The organism is Pseudomonas sp. GW821-FHT11G12 (genome assembly GCF_058808055.1).
In genome coordinates, this window is sequence record NZ_JBXARH010000005.1 from 424,070 (window position 1) to 450,264 (window position 26,195).

Genomic DNA, 26,195 nt, shown 5'->3' on the forward strand with positions numbered 1-26,195 from the left:
CGCGCGATACGCGTGAAACCGCATTCCTTTCGGGGAGCAGTTTTGAACTGCAACACCCGTACCGTTTACGCCGTGATCGGCTGAAAAACGGTAGCCATCCGCAGGCGCGGTTTGGGCTTCTGAAAATACGTTTGGTTCAACCCGACAATGGCAATAAAAAGCCTTGAATTCACTGTCCGGTTTGTGTTTGGTTTTTAGCGTCAAACCCTATATGTAGGGTTTTTTTGAGCGCGGGCTACAAGATAATGCGTTTTGGGGGGCGATTGCAACGGACAGCCTGTGGATAACCCTGTGCGTAAATTGTGTGCGAAACAGGGAATTCCTTTGTAGGCCGCGAACCTGCTGAGCTAGACCGTTTGTCACTGTTTTCTCTTCGGGAAAAACGCTTCAGCGGATTTTTAAGGGCGCGAACCCTATCACAAAAAACGGCCTTGTCCGAACGCATTTACCGACTTGTGTTCTCGCTGTACGCCGTTTATACAATCGGCCCTGTCACACGCATTCTTATCCTCCTTAAAGATGACAAAAAGACGGGAGGATCCTTCCTTTATTCGCAACATCGGCAAGCAGAGGTCATCCGTGGAGCAAGAAGCCTGGCAGGTATTGATAGTCGAGGACGACCAGCGTCTGGCCGAACTGACCCGCGAATACCTGCAAGCCAATGGATTGCGCGTGGAGATCGAAGGCAACGGAGCCCTGGCGGCGGCGCGAATCATCAAGGAGCAACCGGACCTGGTGATCCTCGACCTGATGCTCCCCGGTGAAGACGGCCTGAGCATCTGCCGCAAGGTGCGCGACCAGTACGACGGGCCGATCCTGATGCTGACCGCGCGCACCGACGATGCCGACCAGATCCTCGGCCTCGACATCGGCGCCGATGACTACGTGTGCAAACCGGTTCGCCCACGGCTGTTGCTGGCGCGCATCCAGGCGTTGTTGCGACGCAGTGACGCACCGGAGCCGGCGTCGGGCAAGCCACGCCGTCTGCAATTCGGCCCGTTGGTGGTGGACAACGCCTTACGCGAAGCCTGGCTGAGCGACAGCGGCATCGAACTGACCAGCGCCGAATTCGATCTGCTGTGGCTGCTGGTGTCCAACGCCGGAAGGATTCTGTCGCGGGAAGAAATCTTCACCGCGCTGCGCGGCATCGGCTACGACGGCCAGGACCGTTCGATCGATGTGCGCATCTCGCGCATCCGTCCAAAGATCGGCGACGACCCCGATCACCCGCGCCTGATCAAGACCGTGCGCAGCAAAGGCTATCTGTTCGTGCCTGAAGCTTGCGTAGAACTGCCGCTGTGAACTCGATCTTCCTGCGCATCTACGGCGGCATGTGCGCGGCGCTGATTCTGGTGGCGGTGCTCGGCGTTCTGGCACTGCACCTGCTCAACCAGGTACGCAGCGAGCAGTACCGCGAACGTCTGGCCCACGGCACGTTTTCGCTGATGGCCGACAACCTGCAACCGATGAACGAAACCGAGCGCCACCGCGCCTTGCTGGTGTGGGAACGACTGCTGGGGATTCCGCTGGCACTGAAAACCTTCGCCCAGACCGATCTCGATCTCACCCAGCGCACCCGCGTGCAACGCGGGCAGGCACTGGTCGAGCAGACCGGGCCGCACGCGGCCAAGGTCTATCGACTGGTCAGCGACAAGGAGCAGCTTGTGCTGGTGGGCGAGGTGCAGCAGATCAGTGAACAACTGGCCCGGGCGACCATCTACCTGCTGGCCGATGAACTGGTGCGGGTGCCGGTGGGCGAGCAGCCCAAACGACTGGCGCAATTGAAGGAAGAGAAGGGCTTCGGTTTCGACCTGCGGCTGGTCACCGTGAACGAGGCCGACATGGATGAAGACCAGAGCCGTCGCGTGTCGGAAGGCGATACGGTGATGGCGCTGGGCAAGGGCGGGGACTCGATCCGGGTGTTCGCCGGGATGGTCGGTACGCCGTGGGTGCTGGAAATCGGCCCGCTCTATCAGATGAATCCGTACCCGCCGCAATGGCTGGTGCTGATTGCCGCATTGGGTCTGACCCTGATCGGTCTTATCGTCTATTTACTGGTGCGCCAGCTCGAGCGGCGTTTGCGTGGCCTCGAAGCCGCCGCCACCCGTATCGCCAAGGGCAGTCTGGAAACCCGCGTGCCGGCGCGCGGTGCCGACTCGGTGGGAAAACTGGCGGCAGCGTTCAACGGCATGGCCGAGCACCTGCAACAGCTGCTGGCGATCCAGCGTGAGCTGGTGCGCGCGGTGTCCCATGAGTTGCGCACACCAGTGGCGCGCCTGCGCTTCGGTCTGGAAATGATCGGTTCGGCCACCACCCCGCAAGCGCTGGAAAAGTACCGCGAAGGCATGGACCACGACATCGAGGACCTCGATAAGCTGGTCGATGAAATGCTGACCTATGCGCGATTGGAACAGGGCTCGCCAGCGCTGACATTCCAGCGCATCGACCTCGATGCACTGGTCAATCAGGTGATCGAAGAACTGGCGCCACTGCGTGCCGACGTCACGGTGCAACGTGGTTTGTGCCTGTCGGCCGCCGACTGCGACGATGCCTGGGTCGAGGCCGAGCCACGTTACCTGCATCGCGCCTTGCAGAATCTGGTGGGCAACGCCATGCGCCATGCGCGCTCAAGGGTCACGGTCAGTTATCAGGTCGGGCAGATGCGTTGCCGGGTGGACGTCGAGGACGACGGCCCCGGCGTGCCGGAAAGTGCCTGGGAGAAAATCTTCACGCCATTCCTGCGGCTGGACGACAGCCGTACCCGGGCATCCGGTGGGCACGGGTTGGGGCTGTCGATCGTACGGCGGATCATCCACTGGCATGACGGCCGGGCGCTGATCGGCAAGAGCAAGAGTCTGGGCGGGGCGTGTTTCAGCCTGAGCTGGCCGCGGAATCAGGAGCGGCGCTGAAGCCGCTCAAGCCTGGATGCTGACCAGGCTCAATAACTGCCCGTCGTGCACCCCGAACTGTGCGTCCAGTTCGGTCCCGTTGCGCCATTCGCTGGAGAGGTCCGTCAGCAGGCGCAGCCGCACATGACCCTGTTCGGTCCAGTCGAGCACTTCGGCGTGCTCGAAATAGAAACGCTTCTGGACGATCGGGTACAGCGCCTTGAACAGGCTTTCCTTCACCGAAAACGTCAGCGTCACCCACAACGCCAGTTGATCGCGGGCGCCGGCAGCCATGCGCTGCAACTCTGCCGGCGTCAGAATCTCCCCGGCCAGCCGCTCGGCCCTTTCGGCGTTGAGCAGGTTTTCCAGGTCCATGCCCAGCCCGCGCCAGTGTTGCTTGTTGGCGACAATCGCCGCTGCCCGGCCGGTGCTGTGGGTGATCGAGCCGCAAATATGTGTCGGCCACACGGGGGCGCGATCCTCGCCAATGGCCGGGACGCTGCTTTTACCTTCCAGTTGTTGCAGCGCGGCCCGGGCGCAAATCCGCCCGGCCAGAAACTCCGCCTGACGCTTGGCCACGGAGCGCTGGATGCTCGGCGGCGGCTCGATGGCGCTGCGGCGGAAGTCATCGCCGAGCAGTTGCGCCGGGTCGAAATGAGTGCTCAGCAGCACGGTGTCCGGCAGCACGGTCGGTAGCGGCCAGTGGGCATCGAGCGGGGTGCAGCAGGCGGGGAGGAGGGGGCTGGAATTCATGGCGGGCATTTTGCCGGGTTGCCTTCAGGCTGAATAGTGCGCTGGTGCAGATCGCTCTCGCGCAGAACGTGGGAGCGATCAGCATACTCCGGCTCAGCCAAAGATTTTCTTGAAGAATGCCTGCATGTCCGCCCAGGACTTTTCATCCGCTGCCTTGTTGTAGCCGATATCCGGGCCACCGTGATCGCCGTGGCTCAGGCGATCCGCGTCGGGGTTGGTGAAGCCATGCTTGGCACCGTCGAGACTGACGAACTTGTAGTCGGCGCCGGCCTTGTCCATTTCGGATTTGAACGCCGTGACGTTGTCGGCGGTGACCATGCTGTCCAGCGCGCCGTGCTCGACGAGGACTTTGGCTTTGACACTGCCAGGTGTCGCCGGGGTGTTGGTGGCCAGTGCGCCGTGGAAACTCACGACACCCGCCAGCGGTACGCCCTGGCGAGCGGCATTCAACACCACACCGCCGCCGAAGCAATAACCGATGGCGGCCAGTTTGCCGGTGTCGGTCTGCGGTTGTTTCTTCAGCAGATCAAGGCCGGCCTGGAAGCGTTTGCTGGCCGCATCGGCATTCTGGGTGGCCGCTTGCATGAATGCCATGGCATCTTTCGGGTGCTCGGTGTTCTTGCCTTCACCGTACATGTCGATGGCCAGCGCGCTGTAGCCAAGCCCGGCGAGATCCCGGGCGCGGCGCTTGGCATAGTCGTTCAGGCCCCACCATTCATGCACCACTACAACGCCCGGGCGCGGGCCTTTTATGGCATCGTCGAAAGCGTAGTAGCCGATCAGTTTGGTGCCATCGGCGCTCTGGTAAGGGATTTCCTCGGTCTTGATCGCAGCCGCGCTGAGGCTGCTGAAGGCGAGCAGGGTGAGGGCAAGGAACAGGCGCATGATCGGGTCTCCTGACAATAAAAGGTCAAAACAGCCTAGTTCATTTGATTGCGCTCGGGTTCAGGGTGTGTTCAGGGCAGGTACAGGCCCGGTTCAGTAAGCTTGAATCATGTCCGAGGGGAGAAATGAACAGGACCCTCAAAAGCGGCAGTACACCGTTGTCGCAGGTATGCTGTTGGAGATTCTGATTTGCCCGGGAGAGCGTCATGAAACTGTTGGTCGTCGAAGATGAAGCGCTGTTGCGCCATCACCTGCAAACCCGCCTGACGGAAAGCGGTCATGTGGTCGAGTCCGTGGCCAATGCCGAAGAGGCGCTGTACCAGACCGGGCAATTCAACTTTGACCTGGCGGTGATCGACCTCGGCCTGCCGGGCATGGGCGGGCTCGACCTGATCCGTCAGTTGCGCTCGGACGGCAAGAGCTTCCCGATCCTGATCCTCACCGCCCGTGGCAACTGGCAGGACAAGGTCGAAGGCCTGGCCGCCGGCGCCGACGACTATCTGGTCAAACCGTTTCAGTTCGAAGAACTCGAAGCGCGACTTAATGCGCTGCTACGCCGTTCCAGCGGTTTCACCCAGTCTTCCATTGTCGCCGGGCCGCTGCTGCTCGACCTCAATCGCAAGCAGGCGACCCTCGATGAACAGCCGCTGGCGCTGACCGCGTATGAGTACCGGATCCTCGAATACCTGATGCGCCACCACCAGCAAGTGGTGCCCAAGGATCGCCTGATGGAGCAGTTGTACCCGGATGACGACGAGCGTGATCCGAACGTGATCGAAGTGCTGGTCGGGCGCCTGCGTCGCAAGCTGGAAGGCCCGGCCGGGTTCAAGCCGATCGACACGGTGCGCGGCCTCGGCTACCTGTTCAATGAGCGCTGCACTTGATCCGTTCGCTTCGCGTTCGCTTGATGTTGGCCGCCACCACGTTGGCGGTGTTGTTCATGCTCGCCTTGCTCCCGGCGATGCAAGGTGCGTTCAGCCTGGCGCTGCAGGATTCGATCGAGCAGCGTCTGGCCTCGGACGTCACCACACTGATTTCTGCCGCGCGGATTGAAAACGGCCGGCTGGTGATGCCGATGCAGTTGCCGGACGAGCGTTTCAACCTCGCCGATTTCCGTCTGCTCGGCTACATCTACGACCGCGAAGGTCATCTGGTCTGGCGCTCCAAAGCGACCCAGGAAGAACAGATCAACTACAAGCCGCGCTACGACGGGATGGGCAACGAATTCGCGCGGATTCGCGAGGCCAGCGGACAGGAGTTCTTCGTCTACGACGTCGAAGTCAAACTGCTCGGTGGCAAGAATGCGGCGTTCAGCATCGTCGCGCTGCAACCGGTACGCGAATACGAAACCACCCTCGAAGGCCTGCGGGAAAACCTCTACCTCGGTTTCGGCGCCGCGTTGCTGGTGCTGCTCTCGCTGCTGTGGATCGGTCTGACCTGGGGCCTGAAAGCCTTGCGCCGGCTCAGTCAGGAGCTGGACGAAATCGAAGGCGGCACCCTCGAAAGCCTCAGCGAACAGCACCCCCGTGAATTGCTGCGCCTGACCGGCTCGCTCAACCGCTTGCTGCACAGTGAACGCCAGCAGCGCAGCCGTTACCGCGACTCCCTCGACGATCTGGCCCACAGCCTGAAAACCCCGCTGGCGGTGTTGCAAGGCGTCAGTGAAGACATGGCCCAGCGCCCCGAAGATCGCGATCAGGCCTGGGTGCTGCAAACCCAGATCGAACGCATGAGCCAGCAGATCAGCTACCAGTTGCAGCGCGCCAGCCTGCGCAAAAGCGGTCTGGTACGCCATCAGGTGCGCCTGCGGCCGGTGCTCAAAAGCCTGTGCGACACGCTGGACAAGGTCTACCGCGACAAACGCGTACGCGTGGCGTTCGACCTGCCGGAACACTGCTACGTGCCGATCGAGCAGGGCGCCTTGCTGGAAATGATGGGCAACCTGCTGGAAAACGCCTATCGCCTGTGCCTCGGCGAAGTACGCATCAGCGTGCGCGAAAGCCTGGCCGGGGTCGAGTTGTGCATCGAAGACGACGGCCCTGGCGTTCCACAGCATCAGCGCGCGCGGATTCTCGAGCGGGGTGAACGGCTGGATCGCCAGCATCCGGGGCAGGGGATCGGGCTGGCGGTGGTCAAGGACATCATCGAGAGCTACAACGCCAAATTGACCCTGGGCGATTCACCAATGGGTGGGGCGGCGTTCAGGATTCATTTTCCGGCGGTGTGACCGCCTACTGTTCCTGCGCCCGATAAGCCCCCGGCGTCAGCCCCGTCCACTTCTTGAACGCCCGGTGAAACGCCGACGGCTCGGAAAACCCGAGCTGTTCGGCGATCTGTTGCAACGACAGATCTGCCCGCCCCAGGTGATAAATCGCGATGTCCCGTCGCAACTGATCCTTCAATTCCTGAAAACTGGTGCCTTCCTCACGCAAATGCCGGCGCAGGGTTTGTGGGCTGATGTGCAGGTGCGCGGCCACGGCTTCCAGGTCCGGCCAGCGCGCGCTGTCATGGCTGAGCAGGCGACGCAATCGACTGCTGAGGCTGTTGCCGTCATCCGGGCGTGACAGCAGGTCGGCGGGGGAGCGTTCAAGAAAATGCTTGAGCGTGCGTTCGTCCTGCAGCAGCGGCATGTGCAGATAGCGACTGTGAAACACCAGGCTGCTCTGGGATGCGGAAAACTCCAGCGGGCAGGAGAACAGCAGATCGTATTCGGCCCCGTGCGCCGGTTTCGGGTAGCTGAAAGTAGCCTGTTCCAGGCGAATCCGCTGGCCGATCAGCCAGCTGCCGAGGCGATGCCAGATCACCAGCAGGCTCTCGCTGAGAAAGTGATCCGGATCCCACCATTGCGCATCGTCGAGGCTCAGGCGTACCCATTCGTCTTCATGGGTCAGGGTCAGGCGCGGAGCGTCGGGGAATAGGCTATAAAACAATAAGCCGCGTTGCAGAGCCTTTTCCAGGCTGCGGCAATGAATGATGGCGTGGCACATCATGGCGAAGCTGCCGGGTTTGCTTTGCGCGTTGCCGAAGCCCAGGCATTCGTCGTCCAGGGCCAGCCACAGGTTCTGGATCAGTTGGGTGAATTGTTCCGGGGCGATCCGCGCACGCGGCTCGTCGAGCAGTTCGGGACTGATGCCCAGCTGCAGCAGCAGGCCCGAATAATCGAACCCGCGACGGCGTGCGCCACCGAGGGCGGCACGGGCGAAATGACTGGCGATGGTGCGTTCGCGCATAAGCGGCAAATCCTTCCTCTGGCGACCGATGGTAGCCGGCGGCCTTGATCGGCAACAAGGCGGATTTCCGCCAAATTGTAGGACGAGACCCGGTGCGTTGGCGGAAATCCGCCATACTTGGGTAACCGAATGGTGACACAGAAAAACCTGCATCCCCTGATATCAAAAGGCTTGCAGCGAATTGCACCAAAGTGGCACGAGGTTTGCGATAAGAGCGACAGAAGCGTGCGCCGAGCCGGTCCGGAAAAGCGTCGTTCGACACAACAAATCCCTCCAGTGCAGGAGGGTTCGCAATTCAAGTGTCGCGTTCAACAGATGGATGTTGCTACGCGGGACTCTTGAGGAACTTTGCAATGACGACTCGTCAGCCACTGTACAAATCCCTGTATTTCCAGGTGATCGTCGCAATCTGTATCGGTATTGCGCTCGGCCACTACTACCCGCAGTTCGGCGTGGCCGTAAAGCCGCTGGGTGACGGGTTCATCAAACTGATCAAAATGATCATCGCGCCAATCATCTTCTGCACCGTGGTCAGCGGCATCGCCGGCATGCAGAGCATGAAATCGGTCGGCAAGACCGGTGGCTATGCACTCCTGTACTTCGAAATCGTTTCGACCATCGCACTGCTGGTCGGTCTGGTCGTGGTCAACATCGTGCAGCCGGGCAACGGCATGCACATCGATGTCGCCACCCTCGACGCCTCGAAAGTCGCCACCTACGTGGCACAGGGCGCTGACCAGAGCGTCGTCGGCTTCCTGCTCAACGTGATCCCGACCACCATCGTCGGCGCGTTCGCCACCGGTGACATCCTGCAAGTGCTGATGTTCTCGGTGATCTTCGGTTTCGCCCTGCATCGCCTGGGTGCCTACGGCAAGCCGATCCTGGACTTCATCGATCGCTTCGCCCACGTGATGTTCAACATCATCAACATGATCATGAAGCTCGCGCCAATCGGTGCCTTCGGTGCGATGGCGTTCACCATCGGTGCCTACGGTGTCGGTTCGCTGGTGCAGCTGGGTCAACTGATGATCTGCTTCTACATCACGTGCCTGGCGTTCATCCTGATCGTGCTCGGCGGTATCGCCCGCATGCACGGCTTCAGCGTGCTGAAGATGATCCGCTACATCCGCGAAGAACTGCTGATCGTACTCGGCACTTCCTCGTCGGAATCGGTACTGCCACGCATGCTGATCAAGATGGAGCGTCTGGGCGCGAAGAAATCGGTAGTGGGTCTGGTGATCCCGACCGGTTACTCGTTCAACCTCGACGGTACCGCGATCTACCTGACCATGGCGGCCGTGTTCATCGCTCAGGCGACCGACACCCACATGGACATCACTCACCAGATCACTCTGCTGGTGGTGTTGCTGCTGTCCTCCAAAGGCGCAGCCGGTGTGACCGGTTCGGGCTTCATCGTGCTGGCCGCCACCCTGTCGGCGGTAGGTCACCTGCCGGTGGCCGGTCTGGCGCTGATCCTGGGTATCGACCGCTTCATGTCCGAAGCCCGCGCCCTGACCAACCTGGTCGGCAACGCCGTTGCCACCATCGTTGTGGCCAAGTGGGTCAAGGAACTGGACACCGACGTGCTGCAAACCGAGCTGGCCTCGGGCGGTCGCGGTATCGTTGACCAGCGTCACGAAGACGACCTGGGTGTGGCTGAAGGCCCAACCCCGAGCAATGTGAAGTAAGCATCGCTTGATTGGAAAAACCCGCTTCGGCGGGTTTTTTCATGTCTGTGATTTGAGCGGGCGATTTGAGCGCAACGGTCACAGCAACTGATGCATCCGGTAATTGCCCCATCGCCGACGGCTGCCTAGGCTGCAAGCATCGTTGATGGAGATCGCCCATGTCTGCACCGTTGGCCTCACTGAAGATTCTGGATTTCTCGACCCTGCTGCCGGGACCGTTCGCCTCGCTGCTGCTGGCGGACATGGGCGCCGAGGTGTTGCGCATCGAATCGCCGACTCGCCTCGACCTGTTGCGGGTTTTGCCGCCCCACGATCACGGAATCTCGGCCAGCCACGCCTACCTGAACCGCAACAAGCGCAGCCTGGCGCTGGATCTCAAACAGCCCGAGGCGCTGGAGCTGGTCAAGCAGTTGCTGGCGGACTACGACATCGTGCTGGAACAGTTCCGCCCCGGTGTGATGGAGCGGCTGGGGCTGGGTTACGAGGCACTGAAGGCGATCAATCCGAAGCTGATTTACGTGTCGATCACCGGTTACGGCCAGACCGGCCCGTACAAGGATCGCGCCGGACACGACATCAACTATCTGGCACTGGCCGGGCTCTCCAGCTACACCGGCCGCGCTGACAGCGGGCCGTTGCCGCTGGGCATGCAGGTGGCGGATGTCGCGGGTGGCTCGCTGCACGGGGTGATCGGTTTGCTGGCGGCGGTGATTTCCCGCCAACAGACCGGGCAGGGCACGCACCTGGATGTGAGCATGACTGACTGTGCGTTCAGCCTGAACGCCATGGCTGGCGCCGGGTATCTGGCCTGCGGTGAAGAACCGGGCTGGGAGGATCAGATGCTCAATGGCGGCAGTTTTTACGATTACTACCGCTCCCGCGACGGGCGCTGGATGTCGGTGGGCAGTCTGGAGCCGGCCTTCATGCAGCAATTGTGCGCAGCGTTGGGCCGGCCGGAACTGGCGGCCCAGGGCTTGTCACCCAAGCCCGAGCAGCAACAGGCGCTCAAGGAGGCGTTGAAGGTCGAGTTCGAGAAGCATGACTTTGCTGAACTGCGCGAGCTGTTCGCCGGGATCGATGCCTGTGTCGAGCCGGTGTTGAATCTGGGCGAGGCGGTGCAGCATCCACAGTTGCAGGCGCGGGAACTGGTGACACAGGTGCCCCGTGGAGATGGCTCTTCGCAGGCGCAGATCGCTTGTCCGCTGAAGTTCTCCGAGGTATTGCCGGCGCCGCGACATGTCGGGGCGGCGCTGGGGCAGCATACGGATCAGGTATTGGGGGAGTTGGGCTTGAGCCCGGAGCGAATTGCCGAATTACGTGCCGCGAAAGTCGTCGCGTAGCTCGCAGCTCCCAGTTAGCAGATCGTTCCCACGCTCTGCGTGGGAATGCCGCCATGGACGCTCCGCGTCCACTGTGACGCAGAGCGTCACGGGATACATTCCCACGCAGAGCGTGGGAACGAGGTGGGGACTTACTCGACCCGCATCTCGCCACTGAACACCAGGGTGTTGCGACAGCGTCGGCACAAATAGCGCCGACCTTGCCTGACCAGGCTATGACGCTGGGCTGAAAACGGAAAATCACTGTCGGCGCACGGGCATTTGTAGATGTAGCGGGTCACGTTGCGGCGTTTGACGGCGTAGGTATGGCAGCGGTCCGGCGGCAATTCGTAGACGCCGCGCATGATCAGTTGCCACTCCTCGCCGTGGGGCTGGATGCGGTCACCGAACAGTTGATGGGCGATCAGGTGCGCGACTTCGTGGGCCACGGTCTGCTTGAGGAAGTGTTCGGCGTTCTCCCGATACAGCTGCGGGTTGAAGCGCAGCAGGTTCTCGTGCAGATGCGCGACCCCGGCTTTTTGCCCGCGCAGCTTGAGGCTCACCACGGGGCGTTTGAAAGGACGTTTGAAAAAGGATTCAGCGAGTTGGAAACAGTCTTCGACGCGGGTATTGAGTTGCTCGGGCATGCTTGATGGATCTCCAGAGGCGTCGAGTATGCCGCAACCCCGGGGCGTTGCGAATCGCCGAACTGCCGAATGGTCGTCGCTCTTTTTCAACCGGCACGAGAAGGCCGCCTTGCGGCGGCCTGTGTTGGCGGATCTTGTTCTTCTCGGGTTGGATCGGTCGTCAGTTGGTGTAGACGGGCCCCACGCCCAGTCCCCAGACAATCACGGTAAACGCCATGATGGCGACCAGCACCACCAGACCCACCGCCAGCACCGAGCTGGAAAACAGGAATCCCTCGTCAGACGGAATGTTCATGAAGGTCGGCAGACCCACATACAGCAGGTACACCGTGTAGCAGATGGCCGCCGTGCCGACGATCATCCCCAGCCACATATGCGGATACAACGCCGCCAGCCCGCCGACGAACAACGGTGTCGCGGTGTAGGTGGCAAACGCGACGCAACGGGCCAGGCTCGGATTGGCGTCATAGGTACGGGCCATCCAGTGCACGAAGGCTCCCATGACCGCGACCCCGCCGAGCATCGCCAGGTACGACATGACGGTCATCCAGATCGCGCTTTCGACGGTGAGCATCACCGGCGCGCGGTTACCGATCACCCAGCCGACCTGAGTCGTGCCGATAAAAGCCGAAATAGCGGGGATCGCCGCCAGAATCAGCGTGTGCGTCAGGTACATGTGGCTGATGCTTTCCTCTTGGTCGCCACGGATTTCCTTCCATTCCTGATCGGGGTGGGTAAAAAGTCCCACTACGTGATGGATCATGCCAGTCACTCCTCTCGTTATTGCCATCGCCCCCCAGCGGAGCGCCTACGGGCCAATGTGGCCGAGCAAATACAGGTCTTCAGATTGTGTGCGACCTTATGTCGCAGTATAGGAAGGTCTTAACCGCACAGGTATTAGGGTCTTAGAGCAAATCGCGCTGTAAACCGGCGGGGTAATCGCGTCGGGGTCTGTGCAGACGGGCAATCGAAGGGGCGACAACCTGTGGCCACAACCCCGGTGTTTTTGCGTAAAATGCCCGCCTTTCGTCACACCTCACGGATTTCGCGTCATGGGCACTCTTACGGTCAACCAGAACAAACTGCAAAAGCGCCTGCGCCGCCTGGCCGGCGAAGCGGTCGCCGACTTCAACATGATCGAAGACGGCGACAAGGTCATGGTCTGCCTGTCCGGGGGCAAGGACAGCTACACCATGCTCGACGTGCTGATGCACCTGCAGAAGGTTGCACCGATCAAGTTCGAGATCGTCGCCGTGAACATGGACCAGAAGCAGCCGGGCTTTCCCGAGCACGTGCTGCCGGCCTACCTGAAAGAGCTGGGCATCGAGTACCACATCGTCGAGAAAGACACGTACTCGGTGGTCAAGGAGCTGATTCCTGAAGGCAAGACCACCTGCTCGCTGTGCTCGCGCCTGCGTCGCGGCACGCTGTACACCTTCGCCGACGAAATCGGCGCGACCAAAATGGCCCTCGGTCATCACCGCGACGACATCGTCGAGACGTTCTTCCTCAACATGTTCTTCAATGGCTCCCTCAAGGCGATGCCGCCGAAGCTGCGTGCCGACGACGGGCGCAACGTGGTGATCCGTCCGCTGGCCTACTGCAACGAGAAAGACATCCAGGCCTATTCGGACTTCAAGCAATTCCCGATCATTCCGTGCAACCTCTGTGGTTCCCAGGAAAACCTGCAACGTCAGGTGGTCAAGGAAATGCTTCAGGACTGGGAACGCAAGACCCCGGGTCGTACCGAAAGCATCTTCCGCAGCCTGCAGAACGTGATCCCGTCGCAGCTGGCTGACCGTAATCTGTTCGACTTCACCAGCCTGAAGATTGATGAAACCGCCGCTTCGCGTTTCGTCAACGTGGTGAACCTGTAAGCGATCCGATCGCTTGAAAAAAACGGCGCTCGCGGGCGCCGTTTTCAATTCGTTTTCTAGGAGAGGGCATGCGCGATTACAAGTGGCTGCACGAATACTGTCTGAACCGCTTCGGTTCGGCGGCTGAACTGGAAGCCCATCTGCCCGTTCCCAAGACCCCGGCGCAACTGCGCCAGATCAGCGACGACCGTTATCTCTCGACCATGGCCCTGCGGGTATTTCGCGCCGGGCTCAAGCACAGTCTGGTGGACGCCAAGTGGCCGGCCTTCGAGGAAGTATTCTTCAAGTTCGACCCGGAAAAAGTCGTGCTGATGAGCGCCGAACACCTTGAGCGGCTGATGCAGGATGCGCGGATCATCCGCCACCTGGGCAAACTCAAAAGTGTGCCGCGCAATGCGCAGTTCATTCTGGACGTCGAGAAAGAGAAGGGCAGTTTCGGCGCGTTGCTCGCCGACTGGCCGGTGACCGATATCGTTGGCCTGTGGACCTACCTGAAAAAGCACGGCCATCAATTGGGCGGGCTGTCGGCGCCACGCTTTCTGCGGATGGTTGGCAAGGACACGTTCGTGCCGAGCTACGACGTGGTCGCGGCGTTGAATGCACAGAAGATCGTCGACAAGGTGCCGAGCAGTCTGCGGGATCTGGCGACGGTGCAGAGCGCGTTCAACCAGTGGCATGAAGAAAGCGGCGGGCGACCGATGAGCCAGATATCGATGATGCTGGCGTATACCGTCAATCATTGAGACCGAGTGATCGTTCCCACGCTAAACGTGGGAACGATCTCGGGACAGCTGTCAGGCGACGGAGACTTCGCCTTCGCCGGCCAGTTTGCGGTTCAGCTGATACCGCCAGCGCACATACAGCAGCGCCGAGCAGAACACCGCCAGACTGGCGATCATCTCCAGCACGCCGAACAGCTGCCGGCTCGGGTCATACGCCGCCAGTGCGCCCTTGATGAAATACAGGTTCACCACGAAGCACATCCACGAATGCCCGCGGGCGCTGCCCATGATCATGCCCGGTGCGAGCACGATCCACGGGATCAGCTCGATCAGCAGAATCACCCACGGCCGCGCACCATGCAAGTCGGCGAACAGCAGGTAATAAGCGGCGAGCAGTCCGGCCAATCCAAAGAAACACAGCAGACTGACGACCCGCATTGCCCTTACCCGTGGCTCCAGCCATTCGACGGCGGGCAGGATTTTCGGCTTTTTCGCCATCTCAGTTCCCCAGCTTCAAAGCCGTTTTGGCCAGGCGTGCGCCCAGTGCGCGGCACAGCGCCACTTCGTGCTGATCGAGACCGCTTTTGCCATCGGCCCCGGCGTGATGGCTGGCACCGTAAGGCGTGCCGCCGCCCTGGGTTTCCAGCAGCGCCGACTCGCTGTAGGGCAGACCGGTGATCAGCATGCCGTGGTGCAGCAGCGGCAGCATCATCGACAGCAGCGTGGTTTCCTGACCGCCGTGCAGGCTGGCGGTGGAGGTGAACACGCCAGCCGGTTTGCCGACCAGCGCGCCGGTCAGCCACAGGTTGCTGGTGCCGTCGAGGAAGTACTTGAGCGGCGCGGCCATGTTGCCGAAACGGGTCGGGCTGCCAAGGGCCAGGCCGGCACAGTTCTTCAGGTCATCCAGCGTGGCGTACAGCGCGCCTTCATCAGGAATGTCCGGCGACACGGCTTCGCACTCGGTGGAGATCGCCGGCACGGTGCGCAGGCGCGCTTCGAGGCCCGCCTGTTCAACGCCACGGGCAATCTGCCGGGCCATCTCGTTGGTCGAGCCGCTGCGGCTGTAATACAGAACCAGAATGTACGGCGCACTCACGGCAACAGCTCCAGGATCTGCTCCGGTGGACGGCCGATCACGGCTTTGTCGCCGGCTTCGAGAATCGGGCGCTCCATCAACTTGGGATGCGCCGCGATGGCCTCGATCAATTGTTTCTCGGTGAGACTGGCATCGGCCAGGTTCAGGGTCTTGTATTCGTCTTCGCCGGTGCGCAGCAGTTGCCGTGCGCTGATCCCCAGCTTGCCGAGCAGGGCCTTGATCTGCGCGGCGTCCAGCGGCGTTTCCAGGTAGCGCACCACGTTCGGTGTCAGGCCACGGGCTTCGAGCAGTTCGAGCGCACCGCGGGATTTCGAGCAGCGCGGGTTGTGATAAAGCGTCAGATCGGTCATGGGCGGGTCGCTTCTTGCGTAGAGTGGCGGCTATTCTAACTGTGCAGCGCGCAATCCAGAACCTTGGGAGGCGATGGGTCGCAGGCGCATTCAATTTTTGACAAGGAACATGACATGACACGGCGACTGGCAGCGGCATTGACGATCATCGGGGCGTTGATGCTGGGGGGCTGCGGTAACGACTACGGCATTGACCAGAACGGGCAGAAGGTGGCGTCCGAGCGTCTGGACAAACAATGGGTCGTGCTCAATTACTGGGCCGAATGGTGCGGTCCGTGCCGCACGGAAATCCCGGAACTCAATCATCTGGCGGACGAGCTCAAGAGCAAGAAGATCGGTGTGTTCGGGGTCAACTTCGACAACGTGCAGGGCGAAGAACTGAAAGGTGCCAGCGAGAAACTCGGCATCAAGTTCACCGTGCTGGCGCAGGATCCGGCGGACTTGTTCGAACTGCCGCGCAGCGAGGCCTTGCCGGTGACCTACATCATCGACAACAAGGGCAAGGTGCGGGAACAGTTGATGGGCGAGCAGACGGCGGCGGGGGTGATGGCGAAGCTTGAGGCGTTGAAGGCGGCCAACTGAGGATCGTTCCCACGCTGTGCGTGGGAACGATTGGAAGGCTCAGCCTTCTTCCAGCCACCAGCGTAATGGCTTGCCCTCGGCAGGCCAGAAACGCATCTGCTCGATTGGCGAGATATCCCAGCGCTCCACGTGCTCCAGCGCCTGGAGGAAGCGTTGCTCCTGCTCCATCAGCGCCGGGGCACACAGTTTGCGGGTCTTGCCGATCTTGCCGAAGCTGAGCTTGTCGCCTTCCAGGGTGTAAGGCGCGAACCAATGGTTACAGCCGCCATTGCCATACGCCCGGCCATCATCGCCCAGGGTCACGGTCAGGTGGCTGTAGTCCATCAGTGGCCGTTCGCCGATCCACTCCAGAATGTAGCTGCGGTTCTGTTGCAGTTGCACAGGCTCCGCGGCGCAACCCATCAGGCCGGCGCCGACAGCGGCGGTCAGGGCCAGGTGTTTCATCACACCGGCTCCTGGCATTTCGGGCACAGGTGCTTGTCATCGACGGCTTTCCAGCCCAGTTCGGCGATACGCGCCGTGGCGGCCGGTTTTTCTGCCGGTTTGCCGAGCTTGGCGTCCACCGCGAATTCGAAGCTCAGTTCCTTGGCGCAGCTGTCGCAGTTGACCTGCCAGGTGTGGATCGCCAGTTCGCCGAACACCGGGCCGGTGGTCATCGCGGTCCATTGACCCGGCGGGTTGATCAGGTGGCGGACGGTGTCGACGGTCAGGCGCATGGACAAGTCCTTGCTGCCTTTGAGGGTCACGACCAGCACGTCGCCGATACGGATCGAGCCACCGTTGCCGGTAACCTGATAACGGCCCGGTACGAGGGCGCGGCATTCGGTGAGGGTGTGTTGCGGGTTCATCAGGGTGTAGCGGAAATCGTGTTCGACCATGGGTCCTCCAAATATGCGCGACATGCTAGCACGGGCTTGATTGCAGAATAACGCGCGCTTGCGACCTTCGATCCGGTTCAAATCGACACTACAGTCGTGGCACACTGCCGCCTTCATCTCTAAGGAACGGAACATGGCGCTGATCGAATGTTATGAATGCAAGCGGAGCATCAGCCCCGAAGCGAAGACCTGCATTCATTGCGGGGCTCCGATGACGGGGAAACATGCACCGCTGCAGGCGACCCGACCGGCCACCGCGACATCAACGATTTCCTTTGGCAGTCTGCCCCGGAACAAGGCGGTTGCCGACGCTTTCGTCGCAGAATCCGCTTCCACTCCAGCCCCGGCGCCGAAAGTAATGCCCGCCGCCGCTGGGCGCCGGCGCCGGCAACAGGCCGAACAAGCGGTCGAACTTCAGTTGAATGCCGATGGCTCTCGCCCGGTGGAGGGCTGGCTGAAGGTCATGGCGTTCCTGATGCCGATCATCTTTGTCTGGTTCCTGCTGCGCCGGGGCCATTCCCTCAAGCAGCGACTGTTTGGCTTCGGCTGGTTGGCGCTACTGATTTTATGCGTAGCGATTACCCCGACTCCGCCTCCGGCCTGACGATCGATTGTCAGCCCTCGACCTGGTTCTGCGGCGTTCCTGCCGCCCAGGTCGCGATGTTGTGCAGGGTGGTGGCGGCAATCGCGCCCAGCGCCTCGCGGGTCAGGAACGCCTGATGCGCGGTGATGATCACGTTGGGAAAAGTCAGCAGCCGTGCCAGCACATCGTCCTGTAATGGCAGGTCGGAGCGGTCTTCGAAAAACAGCTGCGCTTCCTCCTCATAAACGTCCAGTCCCAGATAACCCAGTTGACCGTCCTTCAGGGCGTCGATCAGCGCCGGGGTGTCTACCAGACCACCGCGGCCGGTGTTGATCAACATCGCGCCCGGCTGCATGTGCGCCAGCGAATCACGGTTGATCAGGTGTTTGCTCTGCTCGTTGAGCGGGCAGTGCAGGCTGATGATCTGCGATTGTTCGAGCAGTTGCGGCAGGCTCAGGTAGCGCGCACCCAGGGCTTCGACGGCCGGGTTTGGATACGGGTCGAAGGCCAGCAACTCGCAGCCGAAACCGTGCATGATTTTCGCGAACGTCGCGCCGATCTGACCGGTGCCGACAATGCCGACGGTCTTGCCCACCAGATCGAAACCGGTCAGGCCGTGCAGGCTGAAATCGCCTTCGCGGGTGCGGTTGTAGGCTCGGTGCAGTCGGCGATTGAGCGCGAGAATCAGCGCCACCGCATGCTCGGCCACCGCGTGGGGCGAGTAGGCCGGTACGCGCGTGACGACCAGTCCCAGGCGTTTGGCGGCGCTCAGGTCGACATGGTTGTAACCCGCCGAGCGCAGGGCGATCAGCCGGGTTCCGCCGGCCGCCAGACGTTCCAGCACGGGAGCACTGAGGTCATCGTTGATGAAGGCGCAGACCACTTCGTGCCGGTCGGCCAGCGGTGCCGTGTCGAGACTCAGTCGGGCCGGTTGAAAGTGCAGCTCGATGCCGGCCGGGCAGTCGGCGGCGAGAAAACTGTCGCGGTCGTAGGTCTGGCTGCTGAAAACGATCGTGCGCATGCAATCCTCCTGAAGCATCGACGCGGGCGCGAATCACCCGCGACCACTTTAGCCGCGTCGGCGTTGATCGGCATTGCCGTGGATCAGGCGCTGATCTTCGCCTGCGCCGCCAGACGATTGATCGCCCGCTCCAGTTCATCCAGAGCGCTGGAAGCCTTGGGGTCTTCCTGTTTGAGCAGGGTCTCGCTGCGCTGGCAGGCCGCGCGCAATTGCGGAACGCCGCAGTAGCGGGTGGCGCCGTGCAGGCGATGCACCCGCTCGATCAGGCCGGTCTGGTCGTGGCTGTCGCGGGCGCTGCGGATCGCTTCGCGGTCGGCCTCAAGGGACGCCAGCAACATGGCCAGCATGTCCGCTGCCAGATCCGCCTTGCCGGCGGCCAGACGCAGGCCTTCTTCCTGGTCGAGTACCGGCAGGTCCTGATGGCCCGCCAGGCTTTCGCTGTTGCGGTCCGGTGCCTGATTGCGCAATGCCAGTCCTGTCCACTTCAGCACCACTTGGGCCAGTTGCCGTTCGCTGATCGGCTTGGTCAGGTAGTCGTCCATGCCGCTTTGCAGCAGTGCGCGTTTTTCGTTGGCCATGGCGTGGGCGGTGAGGGCGACGATCGGCAGTGGTGTGCAATGGCGTTCGCTTTCCCACTGACGGATCGTCTCGGTGCTCTGACGCCCGTCCATGCCTGGCATCTGCACGTCCATCAAGACCAGATCGAAGGTTTCGCTCTGCACAGCCTTGACCGCCGCGTAGCCGCTTTCGACGGCCAGCACCTTGGCGCCCATGTCTTCGAGCAGGGTCTGCACCAGCAACAGGTTGGCCGGGTTGTCGTCGACACACAGCACTTTCGGTGCACGGCTCGACAGCGGTTCGCCGGGTTCGCTGCGCGTCTGGCGCGGGTTGACCATGTCCGACAGTGCCCGGCGCAGTTTGCGCGTGCAGGCCGGTTTGGACTGGAGCTGGCTGTGCGGGTTGGGTACCGACAGATGGAACAGCGTCAGTTCGGTGGTCGGGCACAACACCAGTACCCGGCAGCCGAGGTGTTCGAGGTCCCAGATGTGCTGGTTGAGTCGTTCCGGCGGCATGTCGTTGCTGGTGATGCCGAGCACGGCGAGGTCGATGGCCTGATCGGTCTGGTGGGCGCCAGTGACGCCATTGGTCAGGCTTTCCAGGGTATTGAACGGCGTGACGTCGAGCCCGCAGTCTTCCAGTTGATGCTGCAACGCCTGACGCGCCAGTTCGTGGTTTTCCAGTACCGCTACCCGGCGGCCGAGCAGCGGTGCGGCGGGCAGGTCTTCGGCATCGTCGCGGGTCTTGGGCAGGCTCAGGCTGATCCAGAACTCCGAGCCTTCGCCCGGGGTGCTGTCGACGCCGATCTCGCCGCCCATCTGTTCGATCAGGCGCTTGGAAATCACCAGCCCCAGACCGGTGCCGCCGGGTTGACGCGACAGCGAGTTGTCAGCCTGGCTGAAGGCCTGGAACAAGGCGCGCACGTCCTGGTTCGACAGGCCGATGCCGGTGTCCTGAATGCTGATGCGCAGTTGCACGCTGTCTTCGTGTTCTTCTTCGAGCATCGCGCGGGCGACGATGGTGCCTTCGCGGGTGAACTTGATCGCGTTGCTCACAAGGTTGGTAAGGATCTGCTTGAGCCGCAGCGGATCGCCGACCAGCGACAGCGGCGTGTCGCGATAGACCAGGCTCACCAGTTCCAGCTGCTTGGCGTGGGCAGCGGGGGCGAGGATGGTCAGGGTGTCCTGCAACAGATCGCGCAGGTTGAACGGAATATGATCGAGCACCAGTTTGCCGGCTTCGATTTTCGAGAAGTCGAGAATTTCGTTGATGATCCCCAGCAGGCTGTCGGCGGACTTTTCGATGGTGCCCAGATAGTCGAGCTGGCGCGGGGTCAGCTCGCTTTTCTGCAACAGATGAGTGAAACCGAGAATGCCGTTGAGCGGTGTGCGGATTTCGTGGCTCATGTTGGCGAGGAACTCGGACTTGATCCGGCTCGCTTCCAGCGCTTCCTTGCGGGCCAGGTCCAGTTCGATGTTCTGGATCTCGATGGTCTCCAGGTTCTGACGCACGTCTTCGGTGGCCTGGTCGACGCTGTGCTGCAATTCTTCCCGGGCGTTTTGCAGGGTGCCGGCCATGCGGTTGATGCCGGACGCCAGTTCATCCAGTTCCTGACTGCCGAGGGGCGGCAGGCGGGTTTCCAGATGGCCGTCCTTGAGTTGCGCGACCGCCTGTTTGATCTGGCTGATCGGGCGATTGATCGTGCGGCCCATGCGCAGGGCCAACAGTGCGGCGCCGGCCAGTCCCGCCGCAATCAGCAGCAGGCTGGCGAACAGGCTTCGGTAACCGCGCAGCAACATGCCGTTGTGCGAGAGTTCCAGTTCGACCCAGCCGAGCAGGCGGTCGGACTCTTCAGGGATCAGTTCGCCAGCGAGGTTGCGATGCTTGCCGAACACCGGTAGCAGATAACGGGTGGCGTCATTGCCGCTGCGCCGCAGCAGTTGCGTGCTGTCGCCGCTGGGGGCCTGGTTGAGCATGGTCGGGCCGGCGTGGGCCAGTGGTGAGCGGTCGGGTGCGAGGAAGGTCACCGCGCGCACGTCCGGCTGTTCAAGGGACTGGGTGGCGATGCGCTCGAGCAGATCGGAATCGCCGTGACCCATGGCCGGTGCCACCAGCGGAGCGAGTTGCTCGGCGATCATTTCGCCGCGCTGCATCAATTGGGCCTGCAGGTCGGACTGCTGCGTCCAGGTGAAATAGCCGCCCAGCACCAGTGCCATCAGGCTGGTCGGCAACAGGGTCAGCAACAACACGCGACCTTTGATTCCCAGTTTCTTGAGCACGCCTATCTCCTGCATCCCGCTGATCATTGACTCTTGCGTGCTTCCGGCACGCGGCATGGGCGCAGTGTAGCGATTTGCTTGTGGGCATTCCCGGGAAAAATCATGTCGCGATCCGTCGTTTCGGCACCGGTCATTTGTCCGACAGGTCAACCTTGGGTTGCCGGGCGGCGGGCAATCTTGAATAATCGCCCAACTGAGAATTATTTGCAGATAGTCATGACTCCTGTCTCTGTTGGCCAGCCACGCATTCTTTCCATCGAGGACGATCCCGTGCTCGGTGCCTATGTTCACGAGCAATTGGGGCGCAGCGGCTTCCAGGTCACCTGGTGCCAGAACGGCAGCGAAGGCCTGAGCATTGCCCGGCGCCAGCCGTTCGATGTGGTGTTGATGGACATTCTGTTGCCGGGCCTCGATGGTCTGAACGTGCTGACGCAACTGCGCCAGAGTCATTCCACGCCAGTGTTGCTGATGTCGGCGTTGGGGGCCGAGGCCGATCGCATCAGCGGTTTTCGCCTGGGGGCTGACGACTATCTGCCCAAGCCGTTCAGCATGGCGGAGCTGCACGTGCGGATCGAAGCGATCTTGCGTCGGGTCGCTCTCGATCGGCGCCCGGCCGTCAGCGTTGAGCCGGTGGCGGCGGGCGGTCTGCACTTCGACGACGAGCAGTGCGAAGTGTCTTACTGCAATCAACCGGCCGGCCTGACCCGCAGCGAATACCGCTTGCTGGAAACCCTCAATCGCAATGACGACGAGGTATTGAGCAAGGCCTTCCTTTATCAGCATGTACTTCAGCGCGGTTACGCGGCCCACGACCGCAGCCTCGACATGCACATCAGCCAGATCCGCCGCAAACTCAAATCGATCGGCTACACCGAGCGGGAAGTGCGCACGGTGTGGGGCAAGGGCTACGTTCTGAGCGCCGTCGATGAGGGTGTCTGAACTTCCGGGTCGGCATTCGCTGTTCTGGAAACTGGCCTGTCTGCTGGTGGCGTTCTGTCTGTTGATGATCTGGCTGAGCTGGTCCTGGGGCCGTTATATGGAGGAGCGCAATCAGTTCCTCTCCGACGAGGCTCGCGGCACGCTCACGCGTTATGCCGCCGAAGCCGAAGCGGCTTGGCGGCGCGATCAGCGTGACGGCGTCGACCGCTGGTTGCAGAGCATGGAATTGCGCGAAGCTGGTTGGGTCGGTGTGATCGACGGCAACTTGCAGTCGCTGAGCCGTGATCCATTGAACGAAAAGGAAATCCAGCACCTGACCTTTCTGCGGGGGCTCGACTGGCCGATTCACAAGAAAGGCCGGCCGTGGCTGCGTGTTCCATTTCCCGCAGAACCCTCCGCCGGCAGCCTGGTCATCGAGTTGCCTGAGCGATTCCTGCCGGGCAAATACCGAGTGTTCTGGCGAGTGATCACCAACGGCGTGATTCCCGGCCTGTTCACCCTGTTGCTGTGCGTGGGCCTGTATCGCTTGCTGGTGGTGCCGCTGAACAACCTGCGCGAGCAGGCCAACGCGTGGCGTGCCGATCAATTGAATGTGCGTCTGTCGAGCGGCATCACCCAGCGCCCGGACGAACTCGGCGAACTGGCCCGGGCTTTTGACTCGATGTCCGAACGCCTGCAATCGACCGTTGCTCTGCAACAGCAATTGTTGCGCGACTTGTCCCACGAATTGCGCACGCCTCTGAGTCGCCTGCGGGTGGCCAGCGAAAGCGAGCAGGGTTTGTTGCCGTTGCGCGAACGCATTGGCCGCGAAGTCGATGGCATGCAGCGGTTGGTCGAAGACACCCTGCAACTGGCCTGGCTCGAAACCGAACGCGCACCACTGCCGGACGAGGCGATCCAGATCCAGGCCCTGTGGGAAATGCTCACGGAAAACGCCTGTTACGAAAGTTGCTGTCCGGTGGGCCAGTTGCAATGTGCGGTGGATGCATCGTGCTGGGTGCGCGGCAATCTCAATACCCTGGCCCAGGCGCTGGAAAACATTCTGCGCAACGCGATCCGGCATTCGCCAGCGGGCGGCATCGTGCGGCTGGATGGCCGGCGTGACGGGGACTACTGGCATCTATGGCTGGAGGACGAGGGCGGCGGTGTGGCCGAGGCGGATCTGGAGCGGATCTTCTCGCCGTTCACCCGACTCGACGGCTCGCGGCCGGGGGACGGTGGATTTGGTTTGGGGCTGAGCATTGCGAGGAATGCGGTGCAGCGGCAGGGCGGGAGCCTTTGGGCTGAGAACGGCGAGTCAGGGTTGCGATTGAATTTGCGGTTGGTGGCCGATGATAGCTCCGCCACTCCCGACGCCTTTGCTGGCAAGCCAACTCCCACAGTGGACATGAATCGCCCGCAGATTGTGTGAGCGGTACAAGAAAGTGTCAGCACTGCTGACACTCTTTAAAAAGTCGCACCACCGGCGCGACTTTTACTGCTTATTCCAAGAAACCATAAGCACCACACTTTGCGTGATATGGGCCGCGCAGGTTTGCCGGTATGATAGGCGCCCCCGCTGTCCGGATTGCGAAAAACGCCATGACCTTGCAGTACCCAACCATCGCCGATTGCGTCGGCAACACGCCGCTGGTGCGTTTGCAGCGCCTGCCCGGTGTCACCAGCAACACCCTATTGCTCAAGCTCGAAGGGAATAACCCTGCGGGTTCGGTGAAGGATCGTCCGGCGCTGTCGATGATCACCCGTGCCGAGTTGCGCGGGCAGATCCACGCCGGCGATACGCTGATCGAAGCGACCTCGGGCAACACCGGGATCGCGTTGGCGATGGCTGCCGCGATCAAGGGTTACAAGATGATCCTGATCATGCCGGACAACTCCAGCGCCGAGCGTAAGGCGGCGATGACCGCTTACGGCGCGGAGCTGATTCTGGTCAGCCAGGAAGAGGGCATGGAAGGCGCTCGCGATCTCGCCCAGCGGATGGAAGCCGAAGGCCGTGGCAAGGTGCTGGATCAGTTCGCCAACGGCGACAACCCCGAAGCGCACTACACCACCACCGGCCCGGAAATCTGGCGCCAGACCCAGGGCACCATTACTCATTTCGTCAGCTCCATGGGGACCACCGGGACCATCATGGGCGTGTCGCGCTACCTCAAAGAGCAGAGCGACAGCGTGCAGATCATCGGCCTGCAACCGATGGAAGGCTCGGCCATTCCCGGCATTCGCCGCTGGCCGCAGGAATACCTGCCGAAGATCTATCAGGCTGATCGTGTCGATCGCATTGTCGACATGGCGCAAAGCGAAGCCGAAGACGTCACCCGTCGTCTGGCCCGCGAAGAAGGCATCTTCTGCGGCGTGTCCTCGGGCGGTGCGGTGGCAGCGATGCTGCGTCTGTCCAAAGAAGTTGAAAACGCGGTGATCGTCGCGATCATCTGTGACCGTGGCGACCGATACCTGTCGACCGGCATTTTCGACGCGCCCAACTGATGGCCAAGCACGAGAGAGGCCTGCGCTTCCAGCCCACCGGCGGCAGCAAGGCCCCGCAAATCCCGACCGGCAAAAAGCAGCGCTTGAAGATCGAGCGCCTCGCCAATGACGGTCGCGGCATCGCGTTTTTTGAAGGTAAAACCTGGTTTGTCCTCGGCGCCCTGGCGGGTGAAGAGGTCGAGGCGCGGGTACTGGGCGCCCACGGCAAAGTGGTCGAGGCGCGTACCGAGCGTGTGTTCACCGCAAGCGAATTGCGTCGTCCGGCCGCTTGTCAGCACGCCGGTCGCTGCGGCGGTTGCAGCGTTCAGCATTTGCCCCACGGCGAACAGCTTGCCCTGAAACAGCGCATGCTCGCCGAACAGCTTTCGCGGGTCGCCGGTGTCGAGCCTGAAGAATGGGCTGCACCTTTGACCGGTCCGGAATTCGGCTACCGTCGCCGCGCCCGGGTGGCCGTGCGCTGGGACAGCAAGGCCAAAACGCTCGAAGTCGGTTTCCGCGCCGCCGGTAGCCAGGACATCGTGGCGATCAGCGAATGCCCGGTGCTGGTACAGCCCTTGCAACCGATCATGACCCGTTTGCCGGAGATGCTCCGTCGCCTGAGCAAACCTCAGGCGCTGGGTCATGTGGAATTGTTCAGTGGTTCGTCCCTGGCCGTTCTGCTGCGTCACATGGCGCCGCTGTCCGAGGCTGACCTGACGATCCTCAAGGATTTCTGCGCATTCCATCAGGCGCAGTTGTGGCTGCACGGCGAAGACGGGCCGCAACCGGTCGATGTCACGCAGTCGCTGGGCTATCGCCTGGAACCGTGGGATCTGGAACTGGCCTGGCGGCCGGGAGATTTCATCCAGGTCAATGCCGGGGTCAACGAAGCCATGGTTGCCCAGGCACTGGAGTGGTTGAAACCGACCGCCGATGAGCGCGTGCTCGACCTGTTCTGCGGTCTCGGCAACTTTGCCTTGCCGCTGGCCAAAGCTGTGCGCGAAGTAGTAGCGGTCGAAGGCGTGCAGACCATGGTCGATCGCGCCGCGGCGAATGCCGCTAGCAACAATTTGCATAACACAAAGTTTTTTCAGGCCGATTTATCCCAGCCTTTGACCGATGCCGAGTGGATCGGAAACGGCTTTTCTGCGGTACTCTTGGACCCACCGCGTGACGGTGCTTTCGAGGTGGTGCGCAAGCTCGCGACCCTGGGTGCCGAGCGGTTGGTTTATGTGTCGTGCAACCCTGCAACTCTGGCGCGCGATACGGTCGAATTGATCAAGCAGGGCTACCGGTTAAAACGTGCCGGGATTCTCGATATGTTTCCTCAGACGGCACATGTCGAGGCCATGGCGTTATTTGAAGCGAGCTAGGATGGCTCGTCTGATCCGACTGGTCCGCCCGTGTAGCGCTCGTCTTAGCCCCGCGAGTGCGAAC

Annotated in this window: 26 protein-coding genes; 14 read left to right on the forward strand and 12 right to left on the reverse strand. The window is 61.7% G+C overall.

Annotation, left to right across the window (positions count from 1 at the left end):
• The first annotated feature begins 579 nt into the window (after positions 1-579).
• Positions 580-1,302 (forward strand): response regulator, encoded by a 723-nt coding sequence (locus AC1RR7_RS18270; RefSeq protein WP_096818051.1) that lies wholly within the window; start codon positions 580-582, stop codon positions 1,300-1,302.
• Positions 1,299-2,909, forward strand: a complete 1,611-nt coding sequence (locus tag AC1RR7_RS18275; protein WP_096818050.1) for an ATP-binding protein — start codon at positions 1,299-1,301, stop codon at positions 2,907-2,909. The genes AC1RR7_RS18270 and AC1RR7_RS18275 overlap by 4 nt, the downstream gene beginning before the upstream one ends.
• A 6-nt stretch (positions 2,910-2,915) precedes the next feature.
• Here AC1RR7_RS18275 and AC1RR7_RS18280 read toward each other — a convergent pair whose 3' ends face one another.
• Positions 2,916-3,641 carry a 4'-phosphopantetheinyl transferase family protein gene (locus AC1RR7_RS18280; RefSeq protein WP_493158099.1) on the reverse strand — a complete coding sequence of 242 codons (726 nt, stop codon included), beginning with the start codon at positions 3,639-3,641 and terminating at the stop codon, positions 2,916-2,918.
• 93 nt (positions 3,642-3,734) lie between these two features.
• On the reverse strand, positions 3,735-4,526 hold the full coding sequence (locus tag AC1RR7_RS18285; protein WP_096818048.1) for a dienelactone hydrolase family protein: 792 nt from the start codon (positions 4,524-4,526) through the stop codon (positions 3,735-3,737).
• A 206-nt stretch (positions 4,527-4,732) separates the two neighbouring features.
• On the opposite strand from AC1RR7_RS18285, the gene AC1RR7_RS18290 reads away from it, so the two are divergent.
• Together AC1RR7_RS18290 and AC1RR7_RS18295 are read left to right on the forward strand one after the other, a co-directional pair.
• A complete protein-coding gene (locus AC1RR7_RS18290) occupies positions 4,733-5,410 on the forward strand; it encodes a response regulator transcription factor (RefSeq protein ID WP_096818046.1) in 678 nt (225 codons plus the stop codon).
• A complete protein-coding gene (locus AC1RR7_RS18295; RefSeq protein ID WP_493158100.1) occupies positions 5,407-6,753 on the forward strand; it encodes an ATP-binding protein in 1,347 nt (448 codons plus the stop codon). Before AC1RR7_RS18290 ends, AC1RR7_RS18295 begins: the two co-directional genes overlap by 4 nt.
• Before the next feature lie 4 nt (positions 6,754-6,757).
• Here the strand turns inward: AC1RR7_RS18295 and AC1RR7_RS18300 are convergent, their stop codons facing one another.
• Positions 6,758-7,756 (reverse strand): AraC family transcriptional regulator, encoded by a 999-nt coding sequence (locus tag AC1RR7_RS18300; RefSeq protein ID WP_493158101.1) that lies wholly within the window; start codon positions 7,754-7,756, stop codon positions 6,758-6,760.
• 353 nt (positions 7,757-8,109) lie between these two features.
• Between AC1RR7_RS18300 and AC1RR7_RS18305 the strand changes: the two genes are divergently transcribed.
• Together AC1RR7_RS18305 and AC1RR7_RS18310 are read left to right on the forward strand one after the other, a co-directional pair.
• Positions 8,110-9,444 (forward strand): dicarboxylate/amino acid:cation symporter, encoded by a 1,335-nt coding sequence (locus tag AC1RR7_RS18305; protein WP_096818039.1) that lies wholly within the window; start codon positions 8,110-8,112, stop codon positions 9,442-9,444.
• Positions 9,445-9,602: 158 nt separating this feature from the next.
• Complete coding sequence (locus tag AC1RR7_RS18310; RefSeq protein ID WP_493158102.1) at positions 9,603-10,784, forward strand: CaiB/BaiF CoA transferase family protein; 1,182 nt, start codon at positions 9,603-9,605, stop codon at positions 10,782-10,784.
• A gap of 131 nt (positions 10,785-10,915) precedes the next feature.
• Here the strand turns inward: AC1RR7_RS18310 and AC1RR7_RS18315 are convergent, their stop codons facing one another.
• Positions 10,916-11,410 (reverse strand): SprT family zinc-dependent metalloprotease, encoded by a 495-nt coding sequence (locus AC1RR7_RS18315; protein WP_493158103.1) that lies wholly within the window; start codon positions 11,408-11,410, stop codon positions 10,916-10,918.
• A gap of 160 nt (positions 11,411-11,570) precedes the next feature.
• On the reverse strand, positions 11,571-12,173 hold the full coding sequence (locus tag AC1RR7_RS18320; protein ID WP_053122787.1) for a Yip1 family protein: 603 nt from the start codon (positions 12,171-12,173) through the stop codon (positions 11,571-11,573).
• A 289-nt stretch (positions 12,174-12,462) separates the two neighbouring features.
• On the opposite strand from AC1RR7_RS18320, the gene ttcA reads away from it, so the two are divergent.
• Both ttcA and AC1RR7_RS18330 read left to right on the forward strand, forming a co-directional pair.
• A complete protein-coding gene (gene ttcA / locus AC1RR7_RS18325; RefSeq protein WP_096818033.1) occupies positions 12,463-13,287 on the forward strand; it encodes a tRNA 2-thiocytidine(32) synthetase TtcA in 825 nt (274 codons plus the stop codon).
• A 68-nt stretch (positions 13,288-13,355) separates the two neighbouring features.
• Positions 13,356-14,030 (forward strand): DNA-3-methyladenine glycosylase I, encoded by a 675-nt coding sequence (locus AC1RR7_RS18330; protein ID WP_096818031.1) that lies wholly within the window; start codon positions 13,356-13,358, stop codon positions 14,028-14,030.
• A 51-nt stretch (positions 14,031-14,081) separates the two neighbouring features.
• Here the strand turns inward: AC1RR7_RS18330 and AC1RR7_RS18335 are convergent, their stop codons facing one another.
• Genes AC1RR7_RS18335 through arsC form a run of 3 tightly spaced genes read right to left on the reverse strand, consistent with a single transcriptional unit; the run spans position 14,082 to position 15,455 of the window.
• Positions 14,082-14,507 carry a DUF2069 domain-containing protein gene (locus AC1RR7_RS18335; RefSeq protein ID WP_102621006.1) on the reverse strand — a complete coding sequence of 142 codons (426 nt, stop codon included), beginning with the start codon at positions 14,505-14,507 and terminating at the stop codon, positions 14,082-14,084.
• Between the two features lies 1 nt (position 14,508).
• Entirely contained in the window at positions 14,509-15,105 is a 597-nt protein-coding gene (wrbA, locus tag AC1RR7_RS18340; RefSeq protein ID WP_096818028.1) for an NAD(P)H:quinone oxidoreductase, read from the reverse strand.
• The gene (arsC, locus tag AC1RR7_RS18345) at positions 15,102-15,455 is read right to left on the reverse strand and encodes an arsenate reductase (glutaredoxin) (protein WP_011335489.1); all 354 of its coding nucleotides are present in this window, start codon (positions 15,453-15,455) and stop codon (positions 15,102-15,104) included. The genes wrbA and arsC overlap by 4 nt, the downstream gene beginning before the upstream one ends.
• Positions 15,456-15,569: 114 nt before the next feature.
• On the opposite strand from arsC, the gene AC1RR7_RS18350 reads away from it, so the two are divergent.
• The gene (locus AC1RR7_RS18350) at positions 15,570-16,037 is read left to right on the forward strand and encodes a TlpA disulfide reductase family protein (protein ID WP_096818026.1); all 468 of its coding nucleotides are present in this window, start codon (positions 15,570-15,572) and stop codon (positions 16,035-16,037) included.
• A 39-nt stretch (positions 16,038-16,076) separates the two neighbouring features.
• Here the strand turns inward: AC1RR7_RS18350 and AC1RR7_RS18355 are convergent, their stop codons facing one another.
• Together AC1RR7_RS18355 and AC1RR7_RS18360 are read right to left on the reverse strand one after the other, a co-directional pair.
• On the reverse strand, positions 16,077-16,481 hold the full coding sequence (locus tag AC1RR7_RS18355; protein ID WP_007957769.1) for an META domain-containing protein: 405 nt from the start codon (positions 16,479-16,481) through the stop codon (positions 16,077-16,079).
• Positions 16,481-16,915: a hypothetical protein gene (locus tag AC1RR7_RS18360; RefSeq protein ID WP_096818023.1), complete on the reverse strand. Its 435-nt coding sequence runs from the start codon at positions 16,913-16,915 to the stop codon at positions 16,481-16,483. The genes AC1RR7_RS18355 and AC1RR7_RS18360 overlap by 1 nt, the downstream gene beginning before the upstream one ends.
• Before the next feature lie 133 nt (positions 16,916-17,048).
• Here AC1RR7_RS18360 and AC1RR7_RS18365 point away from each other — a divergent pair, with 133 nt between their 5' ends.
• Positions 17,049-17,519, forward strand: coding sequence for a hypothetical protein (locus AC1RR7_RS18365; protein WP_273538581.1), 471 nt, complete (start codon positions 17,049-17,051; stop codon positions 17,517-17,519).
• A gap of 10 nt (positions 17,520-17,529) precedes the next feature.
• On the opposite strand, the gene AC1RR7_RS18370 is transcribed toward AC1RR7_RS18365, so the two are convergent.
• The gene (locus AC1RR7_RS18370; RefSeq protein WP_102621004.1) at positions 17,530-18,519 is read right to left on the reverse strand and encodes a 2-hydroxyacid dehydrogenase; all 990 of its coding nucleotides are present in this window, start codon (positions 18,517-18,519) and stop codon (positions 17,530-17,532) included.
• Between the two features lie 83 nt (positions 18,520-18,602).
• The gene (locus tag AC1RR7_RS18375; protein WP_493065948.1) at positions 18,603-21,356 is read right to left on the reverse strand and encodes a response regulator; all 2,754 of its coding nucleotides are present in this window, start codon (positions 21,354-21,356) and stop codon (positions 18,603-18,605) included.
• A 216-nt stretch (positions 21,357-21,572) separates the two neighbouring features.
• Here AC1RR7_RS18375 and AC1RR7_RS18380 point away from each other — a divergent pair, with 216 nt between their 5' ends.
• The 4 genes from AC1RR7_RS18380 (at position 21,573) to rlmD (ending at position 26,131) form a co-directional block, all read left to right on the forward strand.
• The gene (locus AC1RR7_RS18380; RefSeq protein ID WP_493065947.1) at positions 21,573-22,295 is read left to right on the forward strand and encodes a response regulator transcription factor; all 723 of its coding nucleotides are present in this window, start codon (positions 21,573-21,575) and stop codon (positions 22,293-22,295) included.
• Positions 22,282-23,706: a histidine kinase sensor domain-containing protein gene (locus tag AC1RR7_RS18385; RefSeq protein ID WP_493158104.1), complete on the forward strand. Its 1,425-nt coding sequence runs from the start codon at positions 22,282-22,284 to the stop codon at positions 23,704-23,706. Before AC1RR7_RS18380 ends, AC1RR7_RS18385 begins: the two co-directional genes overlap by 14 nt.
• 170 nt (positions 23,707-23,876) lie before the next feature.
• Positions 23,877-24,779 carry a cysteine synthase CysM gene (cysM, locus tag AC1RR7_RS18390; RefSeq protein WP_096818012.1) on the forward strand — a complete coding sequence of 301 codons (903 nt, stop codon included), beginning with the start codon at positions 23,877-23,879 and terminating at the stop codon, positions 24,777-24,779.
• Positions 24,779-26,131 carry a 23S rRNA (uracil(1939)-C(5))-methyltransferase RlmD gene (gene rlmD, locus AC1RR7_RS18395; RefSeq protein WP_493158105.1) on the forward strand — a complete coding sequence of 451 codons (1,353 nt, stop codon included), beginning with the start codon at positions 24,779-24,781 and terminating at the stop codon, positions 26,129-26,131. The genes cysM and rlmD overlap by 1 nt, the downstream gene beginning before the upstream one ends.
• Positions 26,132-26,195: the final 64 nt, after the last annotated feature.